The organism is Plantactinospora alkalitolerans (assembly GCF_015690345.1).
Classification (GTDB): Bacteria; Actinomycetota; Actinomycetes; order Mycobacteriales; family Micromonosporaceae; genus Plantactinospora; species Plantactinospora alkalitolerans.
Genome location: NZ_JADPUN010000329.1, coordinates 1 through 9725, shown reverse-complemented (window position 1 = coordinate 9725; position 9725 = coordinate 1). Strand labels below are relative to the sequence as shown.

The 9725-nt window shown below is 69.8% G+C and carries 11 protein-coding genes and 1 tRNA gene; 3 read left to right on the top strand and 9 right to left on the bottom strand.

Annotated elements, in window-relative coordinates; all coding sequences use genetic code 11:
• Positions 1 to 684 precede the first annotated feature (684 nt).
• Positions 685 to 1512 (top strand): SGNH/GDSL hydrolase family protein, encoded by an 828-nt coding sequence (locus I0C86_RS35575; RefSeq protein WP_196205698.1) that lies wholly within the window; start codon positions 685 to 687, stop codon positions 1510 to 1512.
• 94 nt (positions 1513 to 1606) lie between these two features.
• Here I0C86_RS35575 and I0C86_RS45625 read toward each other — a convergent pair whose 3' ends face one another.
• Positions 1607 to 1801, bottom strand: a complete 195-nt coding sequence (locus tag I0C86_RS45625; RefSeq protein WP_196205697.1) for a GntR family transcriptional regulator — start codon at positions 1799 to 1801, stop codon at positions 1607 to 1609.
• A 403-nt stretch (positions 1802 to 2204) separates the two neighbouring features.
• Complete coding sequence (locus tag I0C86_RS35565) at positions 2205 to 2435, bottom strand: hypothetical protein (protein WP_196205696.1); 231 nt, start codon at positions 2433 to 2435, stop codon at positions 2205 to 2207.
• 130 nt (positions 2436 to 2565) lie between these two features.
• Between I0C86_RS35565 and I0C86_RS35560 the strand changes: the two genes are divergently transcribed.
• Complete coding sequence (locus I0C86_RS35560) at positions 2566 to 3189, top strand: GNAT family N-acetyltransferase (protein WP_323374044.1); 624 nt, start codon at positions 2566 to 2568, stop codon at positions 3187 to 3189.
• Here the strand turns inward: I0C86_RS35560 and I0C86_RS35555 are convergent.
• On the bottom strand, positions 3118 to 3636 hold the full coding sequence (locus I0C86_RS35555; protein WP_196205695.1) for a hypothetical protein: 519 nt from the start codon (positions 3634 to 3636) through the stop codon (positions 3118 to 3120). The two genes, I0C86_RS35560 and I0C86_RS35555, sit on opposite strands and share 72 nt — an antisense overlap.
• A gap of 131 nt (positions 3637 to 3767) precedes the next feature.
• Here I0C86_RS35555 and I0C86_RS35550 point away from each other — a divergent pair, with 131 nt between their 5' ends.
• Positions 3768 to 4496: a TetR/AcrR family transcriptional regulator gene (locus tag I0C86_RS35550; protein ID WP_196205694.1), complete on the top strand. Its 729-nt coding sequence runs from the start codon at positions 3768 to 3770 to the stop codon at positions 4494 to 4496.
• On the opposite strand, the gene I0C86_RS35545 is transcribed toward I0C86_RS35550, so the two are convergent.
• The 6 genes from I0C86_RS35545 to I0C86_RS35520 all read right to left on the bottom strand — a co-directional run bounded on the left by I0C86_RS35545 (position 4464) and on the right by I0C86_RS35520 (position 9616).
• On the bottom strand, positions 4464 to 5159 hold the full coding sequence (locus I0C86_RS35545; protein WP_196205693.1) for an MOSC domain-containing protein: 696 nt from the start codon (positions 5157 to 5159) through the stop codon (positions 4464 to 4466). The genes I0C86_RS35550 and I0C86_RS35545 overlap by 33 nt on opposite strands.
• 200 nt (positions 5160 to 5359) lie before the next feature.
• Positions 5360 to 5436: transfer RNA gene (locus I0C86_RS35540), tRNA-Ala, on the bottom strand.
• A 132-nt stretch (positions 5437 to 5568) separates the two neighbouring features.
• On the bottom strand, positions 5569 to 6402 hold the full coding sequence (sepX, locus tag I0C86_RS35535; protein ID WP_196205692.1) for a divisome protein SepX/GlpR: 834 nt from the start codon (positions 6400 to 6402) through the stop codon (positions 5569 to 5571).
• Positions 6403 to 6608: 206 nt separating this feature from the next.
• Entirely contained in the window at positions 6609 to 7253 is a 645-nt protein-coding gene (locus tag I0C86_RS35530) for a GNAT family N-acetyltransferase (protein WP_196205691.1), read from the bottom strand.
• Between the two features lie 61 nt (positions 7254 to 7314).
• The gene (locus I0C86_RS35525) at positions 7315 to 8637 is read right to left on the bottom strand and encodes a molybdopterin molybdotransferase MoeA (RefSeq protein WP_196205690.1); all 1323 of its coding nucleotides are present in this window, start codon (positions 8635 to 8637) and stop codon (positions 7315 to 7317) included.
• Between the two features lie 22 nt (positions 8638 to 8659).
• On the bottom strand, positions 8660 to 9616 hold the full coding sequence (locus I0C86_RS35520) for a UTP--glucose-1-phosphate uridylyltransferase (protein ID WP_196205689.1): 957 nt from the start codon (positions 9614 to 9616) through the stop codon (positions 8660 to 8662).
• Between the last annotated feature and the right edge of the window lie 109 nt (positions 9617 to 9725).

Here is a 9725-nt window from a genome sequence, read left to right as displayed (position 1 = left end):
GCCGGGGGCGGAAGGGCGGCGCCGAGGGGCCGGACATAGGTGCGCGCCCCGATCGCCTGCCACGGGGGAAGCGGGCGATTGGGGCGCGCACCAAGGAGCTTAACCACCCTGGATCAGCGACACAACGGGTGACGTTAGGTCAGATTCCCGACCGACGCACCGCCTACCAGAAGGGGCAGATCGGACACACTGCCCGGACGGGCATCAGCTACCCACGCGATCGTCGGCGCCGGGGTCCCAAAACGGCGCGCCGCGCCATTTCGGCTCACATTTCGTCCGCTCCGGCGGGGCAATCGTCGGCATGGTTGTAACTTCGTTGCCGTTAGCGCTGACCCATTTACCCGTTGGACGCCGCAGAACGGGCGTTGAGCCGCCGCCATTGGTGCCGGTGTTCTCTTCCCACGTTTCCCGCAGGCTCTCACCCCAGGCACCTACGGGAGCTTTCCTCGCAACTCGGAGGAGAGTTCTGTCCGATCCGGTGTGGTGTCCATCCAGGGGTCCACCGACTCCCGGCGAAGCTGAACCGCCGGAGGGTCCGGACGACACGGCGGAGGTCGAACCGCACAGCGCACGACCTGCGGCCCGAACGGCATCCAGCATGGAAAGAAATCTACACGGCTACTTCCATGGGACGTAGGTATCTGCCAACCTGACATCAACCACCACCGATGTCAGGAGGCCACCATGTCGCTGCGTCGTCGTCCGGTTCCGCTGTTAGCCGCCATCGCCGTGCCCCTGTTCACCGCGGTCACGATCGGGGTGGGCGCCCTGCCCGCCCAGGCCGCCGCCACCACCTACACCGCGCTCGGCGACTCGTACGCCTCCGGCACCGGAACCCGGGAGTACTACCCCGACAGCGGCTCCTGCCAGCGGTCCCGGCACGCGTACCCGGTCCTCGACGCCGCCCGGCTCGGCGCCACCCTCACCTTCCCGGCCTGCTCAGGCGCGACCGTCGCGGGAGTACTCAACGGGCAACTGGGCAGCCTCAACGCCGCGACCAGCTACGTCACGGTCACCGCCGGCGGCAACGACATCGGCTGGTCGTCGGTGATCGTGCAGTGCGCGCTGCCCTGGCCCACCAACTGCTGGTCCCAGATCGACAATGCGGAGAACCAGATCCGCAACACCCTGCCGGGCCGGCTGGACCAGCTCTACTCCCGGATCCGTACCCTCGCGCCGAACGCCCGGGTGGCGGTGGTCGGCTATCCCCGACTGTTCAACGGCGAGGAGTGCAACATCATCGCTCGGATCTCCCCCGGCGAGCAGACCGAACTGAACGCCACCGCGGACCTGCTGGCGACGACGATCAAGGCCCGGGCCGCCGCGCACGGGTTCACCTTCGTCGACGCACGCGGCCCGTTCACCGGCCACGCCGTCTGCGACGACGTCGAGTGGCTCAACGGCACCTCCAACCCGATCGGCGAGTCGTACCACCCGAATACGGCCGGGCACGTCGGGTACGCCGGCATCGTGGAGAAGGCGTTGCGAGGCTCCACGGCGCGGAAGCACTGACCACTGCGTACCGGCAAATCGGTTAAGGCGGGGTTGGCCTGGACGGCCGGTTATGACACCATTACCCGAACCGGCCGCCAGGCCCAAACGCTCTTTAGTCAGGGGCCGGAGTTACGTAAACGCCTCGACCTTGATGGCCTTGCAGCACGCCACGCTCCTGTAACCGCGCGAGTGCCTGCCTGACCGTCGGGGCAGAGCACTTGTACTGTTCGGTCAGCTGACTTATGGACGGTAGTTGGTCACCCGGACGCAGTTCAGCCTTTTCGATCTTAATTTCGATCTCGCGCATGATTCTGCGGTACACGGGCACAGCAGGTTCAGGCATACCAGGTGCTCCTTGCGTAGGCACCCTTATCTGATCATGGGCTGACCTGGCTTTACAAGCAAACTCGGTAAGCAACGTTGACTTGGATTGCTTGGCAATCTAAGTTTGCCGGCGAGGCACGGGGGCTCCCCCTTGCGTAGGCACCAAGGCCGGGCCCCCCGCCGCTTCCCTCCCCGCCGCGCGGCCGAGGACTACGCGATCCGCGATCCATCGCCGTGGTCCGATACCGCTGCGGCGGGGAGGCTTCTTTGCTCGGGAAGCTGGCCGACGCACTCACCCGGGTGGTGCGCCGCCGAGCAGGAGTTCGAGGGGGACCTGGAGCACCAGCGTGCCCGCCAACTCGGACCCTGACCACCGAGACGAGCGGTTACTCCGTCATGCCGACCGGGTCGGTGCGTACGAAGGTCAGCGTCCAGATGCCGTCGGAGGTCTGCTCGGGCCTCAGCTCGTACAGGTGGTCCGCGCCGGGCACGTCGAACGCGTCGTCCCTGGTGCTCAGAACCCACCGCTGGGGCGGCCGACCGCCGGGAGCGGCCGGCAACTCCCCTGCGGTGCCGTCAGCGGGCCCGCCGACGAAGCGCACCGTCACCGTCTCCATGCCCTCATGTTATGGCGGCCTCTCACCGCACAACGGAGGATCAGGCGGTCAGCACGACGGCGCACCGGGGCGATGGACGAATGATCTTTCTCTCCGCCTGGTGACCGCAGGCCCCTGAGATACTCCAGCCGTGGATACGGGTACGGAGCTGGATGGGATCCGGCCAGGCCAGGTGGTGTCCGGCAGCGGATCGGGCCGTGTGGCGCAGTGGGCGCTGCGGTCTGCGGAGGCGACCGACATCGAGGTGCTCGCGGAGCTGCGGGCGACGGTGATGCGCCCGGACCTGGAGCGGTTGGGGCGGTTCGACGAGCACCGGGTCCGGCAGCGGCTGCGGGACTCCTTCTCACCGCAGCACACGTCGGTCATCGTGGCCGATGGCGCCTTCGCCGGCTGCGTCACGCTCCGGCCGGCCGAGGACGGGCGATGGCTGGAGCATTTCTACCTCGCCCCGGATCTCCAGGGCCGAGGGCTCGGTTCGGCTGTCCTGCGGACACTACTGGACCGAACCGACGCCACCGGTGTGCTCGTCCGCCTGAATGTCCTACAGGGCAGCCCCGCCCGGCGGCTGTACGAACGCCACGGATTCACCGTGGAGGATCAGGACCCGATCGACGTCCACATGGTTCGACGGCCGGCCAGCAATCCGTCCGGCCGGCCGGTCCAGCGAACTCTCGGGGTCTGCTCAGGCGATGACGGTTACGGCCAGCGCAAGGGCCGAAGCGGCGAACACCACGGTGTGTCGGGCGTTCTGTAGTACGGGCACCCAGGAGGGAAAGCCGCTCTCGGCCGCCTTGAGCAGAGCTGGCACGTCGATGCGGGCGAGCATCGGGTCGCCGTTGCGGGCGAAGGCGGCCTTCACTGCCTTCACGGCGGTCAGTTGGCTGTGCAGGATGAGCCCGTTGCCGATCAGGACGACCGACTGGAAGATCCAGGTCAGCACCTGACCCCAGTGACTGCCGGACAGGTTGAGCCCGGCCAGGATCACCATCACGACGGCGACGCCGACGGGAGCGGCGGTTTCGTGGCCGCTCGCGTCGAAGCTCAGATTGTTGTCCTTCAGAACGGTGCCGGGGACCCCCTGCCGGGTCAGCTCGGCCTCGGCGTTGACCTTCGCGCTGGTTCCGTAGCGGTGGCGCACCAGCGGGATGCTCACGAAGGCCAGGGCGACGAACAGTTGCAGGATTGCGGCAAAGATCAACATGGGGCTCTCCCGGCAGTGGAGTGAAGTGACTTGCACTTTGTTCAAGTCGAAGCCTAGGGCAACACTTGAACAATGTACAAGTGGCTCCTTGAACTTTGTGCAAGTCAGGCCGTGTGCCCTATCGTGGGGCCATGCCGCGCGACACCCTGACCCGGGAGCAAATCGTCCAGACCGCCATCGAGCTCCTCGACGCCGATGGTCTGGAAGGCCTGAACATGCGCAGCCTGGGCAGGCGACTCGACTCCGCCGCGACAGCGGTCTACTGGCACGTCAAGAGCAAGGACAACCTCGTCACGCTCGCCGGCGACCAGGTCTGGGACGAGATCGAACTACCCGACCTCCAGACGGTCGACTGGCGGAGCGCGGCCACGTCGATGGCCACCGACCTGTACGCGATGTTCACCCGACACCCGTGGCTGGTGCAGGCGCTGGCTTCGCACCTGTTCCACGGCTCCGGAAAGGCGCGTCACGACGACCACACCCTCGCGGTCTACGAAGCGGCCGGGTTCGTCGGCGCCGAGGCGGACCAGGCGGCAGCCACCGTCTTCATGTTCGTCCTCGGCAATGCCCTGGGCGAGTCCGCCAACGCCTCGCTGAAGAGGCGGCTCGGCCGCGACGGCGGCGATGCCGAGGAACGGATCCGCGACACCGTGGCCCAGGCGAGCGAGACCGCGATGCGGTTCCCACGGCTCCGCGCCCGCCTCGAAGCCGCAGCAGCCACCGACTACGGTGCGGCGCCCGACAACAGCTTCGAGTTCGGCCTCCAGGCGATCTTCGACGGGCTCGAATCCCAGCTCGCTGCCCGCCGTCCGGGGCGTGGTGGGGTCTCAGGCCGAGGTGACCTCGACCGCGTCGTCTAGCCGGATACGACCAGGGCGTTCGACTGTCGCCCACACGCCGAACGCCATGTCGTGGTGCTCGGCAACGGTCCGCAGGAGCTGTCCATGCTGCGGAGCGTCCTCCTGCGCAAGATCGATCATGACGCACCGGGTAAGTCTCCGGCGTGGTCGCAACACCACCTCGGAACCGATGCCGACGGCTCGCCCGAGCCAGCCATCTTCCAGAAAGTCGCTGCCCGGTACGTCGACGAGCAGGTTCGCCCGGAACCGCACCGGGTCGACCGGCTCCCCCAACAGGTCATGGAGTCGCCGTAGGGCGGCGGTGGTGATGAGACTTACCGGGCCCTCGTCATGGTGCATGACCTCCGCTTCGCGCTCGATCGTCACGCGACGGCCGAGCACCTCGCTGACAGTCTTCTGCCCCGCGAGATCGTCCGCGGCGAAGCGGCTTCCGTCCGGCAGTTCGACGACCGGCACCGGATCACCGGAGTGTCCGCGGAGCGTGAACAGGCCGGGCATCCGCCGGAAGCGACGGGTGTTCTTCCCGCTGCCCAGCTTTCCGTCCGTGTCACGCACGGCCCACAGGCGGTCACCAACCAGTCCTCGCTGGTCGACCTCGGCCGTTGTGAGCTGCTCACCGAGCAGTGACTTGATCGGATAACTACGAATCTCGGCCAGCTTCATCGACCTCACCCTAGATCGCCAACCCGAGGAAGATCGTCTAGTCGAATGTGTCACGCGGGTCCTGACAGCATCAGCACCGCGCCGCGCGACGCGAGCGCCAAGCGCCAGGTCATCCCGGAGATTGAAGATTCGCGTCGATCCGGGCCAGATCCGGTCCCGTCGATCTTGCTGCCAGCATTTCCGCTGGTCAGCGGTGTTTCTGGTGGAGCTGAGGGGATTTGAACCCCTGACCCCCTCGATGCGAACGAGGTGCGCTACCAGTCTGCGCCACAGCCCCTTGCCGACTCGCGAACGTCCGCCCGCCAACAGAGTTGGCGAGCCGAGCCGGCGCCAAGGCTAACAGGTCGGCCGCCCCGGTCGCGAATCCACCCCCACACGAGGCGCACGGCGATCCGACCGGGAGCGGCACTCACTGCCCGGCGGTCGGGCCCCGACCGGCCTCGTACGGGCGCCCGCGTAGCCCGCCGGTCCGGCGGTAGGAGACCGAGGCCGCCGCCCGGCCACCACCACTGGCCGCCGGTGGCAGGTCGGCGTTCCGGTTCATTCCCAGCGCGGCTCGACGTACCAGCTCGCGCTGGGCCGCGAGGCGGCGCTGCACCTCCCGGCGGGCCTGCGCCCGGCGGGCCTGTGCCCGGCGTACCTCCGCCTGACGGGCGGCCAGCCACGCCGCCTCCCGGGCCTCCGCGCGCCTCCGGCGGCGGTCGGCGATCGCCCGACCCCGCAGGTGTACGAGGTACGCGCCGAGCAGCGAGCCGGTGACCGAGAAACTGATCCAGAAGCCCGGACTGACCACCACCACCCCGATCAGCTCGACGAGGTTGAGCAGCAGCAGCGCGGCGAAGACCCGACGTCGCCGGTACACCGCCGGGGTGTGCCGGGCCGGTGGACGCCGCCGCCGGGCCCGTCCCGCGTTCCGGGGAACGGCGCGCAGCCGGCGGGACCGCCGGGGGGACGCGGGTGGCCCGGAAACCGGTGAATCCTCGCCGGCCGGGTCCGCGGCGGGCGACCCGGCGGGCGGCACCTCAGCACGGAGGGTGACGATCCGGGAACGAGACGGATTCATCGGCCGTCGTCCCGGGACACTGCGACGGCGCCGACGGCGTTGGAGCACCCGCGCCGTCGACTGCGCCCGCTCCGCCGCCAGCCGCTCGGTGGCGTCGTACCGGCGGACCAGTGCCGGCGCGAGGGCGAGCAGACCGGCTGCGGCGAGGACGGCGAGGAGCACCGAGGCCGGCACCCTCATCCCTCCCGTCACCCACGTCGGGCAACCGACCGGACCGCAGTCCCCCGACGATGCGATCACGGATCACGGCTCGCGGAGATCATGCGGGTTCGTCCGACGTTGCCGCACGTTCCAGTTACTTCAGGTTACGGGGGCACACCAGGAAAATCGTGCGGCGCGCCGGCCGACCAGCGGTCGGTAAGATCCACAAGCAGCGACCGGTGGGATCACGAAGCGGTGGCACGGAGGCGGTGCCACCGCGCCAGCAGTCCACCCTCACCCGCGACATCCTCGCTGGTCATGGCGTAGCCGATGTGATCACGCCAGGCTCCGTCGATGTGCATGTAGCGCGGGTGGTACGCCTCCTCGCGGAACCCGAGCTTCTCGACGACCCGCCGGGACGGCCCGTTCTCCGGACGGATGTTGACCTCGATCCGGTGCAGCCCACCCGGGCCGAAACCGTGGTCGACGGCGAGCGCCATCGCCGTGGGGATGACGCCGCGTCCGGCCACCCGACCGTCCACCCAGTACCCGACGTACGCCGAACAGAAGGCCCGGCGCACGATGTTGCCCAGATTGAGGTGCCCGACCAGCCGTTCGGCGCCACCGGCCTCGACCAGGCACACCGCGAACGGCATGCTCTCGCCGTGGCGTGCCTGTCGGCGCTGGTCGCGGTGCACGAACCGGAACGCGGCCGGGGAGTTCAGTTCGTGCCAACGACCCGGCGGGGACGGCTCCCAGGGCGCCAGCCAGGCCTGGTTGGCGCGGCGCACCTCGGACCAGGTGGCCGCGTCCGACCGCCGGTACGGCCGCAGCAGCACCGGTCCGTCCTGGAGTACGACCGGCCAGCCCGGCGCGATGGTGAAGTTCACGGCCGTCGTCCCCGTTCGCGCGCCGGTGCCGGTTGCCCCCTCGGCGACGACCGGTCGGGCGTCACCGGCGCCGGTCCAACAGCAGTACGTCCACGGTGGAACCGGCCGCCGCGCTGGTCACCCGCTCGCCGAGCACCACCAGTCCGTTGGCCTCGGCGAGCCCGGAGAGCGTGTACGGCCCACCGCGCAGCGGCTGCACGGTGTAGCCGCCGCCGCGCCGCTCGGCCACGTGCGCCGGCCGGAACTCGCGCAGCCCGACCGGCGAGGAGACCGTCTCCAGCAGGTGTGCCCGGACGCTGGGTCGGAACACCGGCTCGGCGCCGGCCAACAGCTGGATGGCCGGACGGGCCAATACCTCGAAGCCGATCAGTGCCGCGCCGGGCTCACCGGGTAGACAGACCACCGGTACCTCCTCGGCTCCGACCGTACCGAATCCGAGGGCACTTCCGGGATAGAGGGCGACCTCCATGAAGGTCACCGGGCTGGCCCGGCCACCGTCCCGGCGGGACAGCACCCGCCGGATCATGTCGCCGGGGCCGGCGCCGGTGCCACCGGTGGTGATGATCAGGTCGGCGCGCAGCGTCTGGTCCTCCAGCAACCCGCGCAACCCCTCCGGATCGTCGTCACAGATCCCGACCCGGTACGCCAGCGCGCCCACCTCGGCCGCCGCGGCGGTGAGTGCGTGCGAGTTGACGTCCACCACCTGGCCCGGCTGGCTGGCCCGGCCGACGTCGACCAGCTCGTCGCCGGTCGCCACGATCACCACCCGGGGACTGGGTCGGACCACCACGTGTCCGATGCCGGTCGCCGCGAAGACCGCGACCAGGGCTGGGGAGATGTACGAGCCGGACCGGGCCAGCAGCGTACCGGCGGGAAGCTCCTCGCCGGCCCGGCGCAGCCCGTAGCCGCGTTTCGGGGTCCGGAAGATCTCCACCGCCGCCATGCCCTGGTCGGTCCACTCCACCGGTACCACCACGTCGGCGGCGATCGGCAGCGGTGAACCGGCCGCCACCGAGAAGCAGGCGCCCGGCGTCAGCCGTACCGGGCGCCAGCTCGCCGCCCCGAGGTCGCCGACCACGTTCAGGCGTACCGGCCGAGGGTCACCCAACCGGCTCGGGCCGTAGCCGCCGCCTCCACCGGCGGCGGCACGTCCCGCGCCCGAGATGTCCTCCCAGCGGGCCGCATAGCCGTCGATGGCAGCCTGGTCGAAGGCCGGGTACGAGTGTGGCGCGACGACGTCCTCGGCGAGCACGTTCCCGTACGCCTGGGTGAGGTCGAGGTCGAGCGGTGGAAGCGCCCGCAGCCTGCGCAGCACGCTGCCCAGGTAGTCGGCGAGCGGCGTCAGCTCGTTCGCGGCCGCCTCGGCACCGGCCGTCGCTGTCACACCGTCACCTCACCACAGGCCGTCATGTCCGGCGGCCGGCGTCGGAGGCGACGAACTCGCCCAGCCACTGCCGGAACTCCGCTCCAAGATCATCGCGTTCACAGGCCAGTTGCACCACCGTCTGGAGGTAGCCCAGGGGCATGCCGGTGTCGTAACGGGTGCCGCGGTAGACGATCGCGTGCACCGGCGTGCCCTCCTTCAACATCAGACTCATGGCGTCGGTCAGCTGGATCTCACCACCGCTGCCCCGACCGGTCCGCTGGATCGCCTCGAAGATCCCGCTCGGCAGCACGTACCGGCCGAGGACCGCCAGGTTGCTCGGGGCGTCCTCCGGCTTCGGCTTCTCCACCAGGCCGGTCACCTCGACCACCTCGCCGAGGTCGGACAGCTCCGGGTCGGCCGGGGCCACCGAGGCGATGCCGTACCGCTTGGTCTCCTCCGGCGGCACCTCGAAGAAGGCGAGCACGATTCCTCCGGTCCGGGCCTGGAGGTCGAGCATGGCCGGCAGCAGCGGTTCGGAGAGGTTCACGAACTCGTCGCCCAGCAGCACCGCGAACGGCTGGTCCCCCACGTGCGTCTCGGCGTACCCGACGGCGTGGCCCAGGCCGAGCTGCTCGGGTTGGCGGCAGGTGTAGATCTGGGCCAGCTCACCCGGCCGACGCACGGCGGCCAGCAACTCCGGATCGCCCTTCTCCTCCAACCGCGCCTCGAGGTCGGGACGGCGGTCGAAGTGGTCGACCATCGCGGTCTTGCCCCGACCGGTGATCAGCAGCACGTCACCGATGCCGGCCTGCGCGGCCTCCTCGACGATGTACTGCAGGACGGGGCGGTCGACCACGGGCAGCAGCTCCTTCGGCACCACCTTGGTGGCGGGCAGGAACCGCGTGGCCAGTCCGGCCGCCGGGATGACGGCTTTCGCCGCCCGACGTCCGGTCGTCGACGTTGAGGGGTTAGCTGGGGTCGCTGCGTGGTCCGGCATGTCGCGAGACTATCGGCCACGGACCTGACGCGGCGGTTGTGGCCCGGATAACGCGCCGTCCGGGCCGCTACCTGCGTCGACCGGTCCGCGTCCGCCCGCCCGCCCCGGG

Coding starts and splice junctions, on each gene's coding strand:
- I0C86_RS45625 (WP_196205697.1), bottom strand. CDS start 1,801: ATGCGCGAGATCGAAATTAAGATCGAAAAGGCTGAACTGCGTCCGGGT.
- I0C86_RS35565 (WP_196205696.1), bottom strand. CDS start 2,435: ATGGAGACGGTGACGGTGCGCTTCGTCGGCGGGCCCGCTGACGGCACC.
- I0C86_RS35550 (WP_196205694.1), top strand. CDS start 3,768: ATGCCGCGCGACACCCTGACCCGGGAGCAAATCGTCCAGACCGCCATC.
- I0C86_RS35555 (WP_196205695.1), bottom strand. CDS start 3,636: ATGTTGATCTTTGCCGCAATCCTGCAACTGTTCGTCGCCCTGGCCTTC.
- I0C86_RS35575 (WP_196205698.1), top strand. CDS start 685: ATGTCGCTGCGTCGTCGTCCGGTTCCGCTGTTAGCCGCCATCGCCGTG.
- sepX (WP_196205692.1), bottom strand. CDS start 6,402: ATGAGGGTGCCGGCCTCGGTGCTCCTCGCCGTCCTCGCCGCAGCCGGT.
- I0C86_RS35520 (WP_196205689.1), bottom strand. CDS start 9,616: ATGCCGGACCACGCAGCGACCCCAGCTAACCCCTCAACGTCGACGACC.
- I0C86_RS35545 (WP_196205693.1), bottom strand. CDS start 5,159: ATGAAGCTGGCCGAGATTCGTAGTTATCCGATCAAGTCACTGCTCGGT.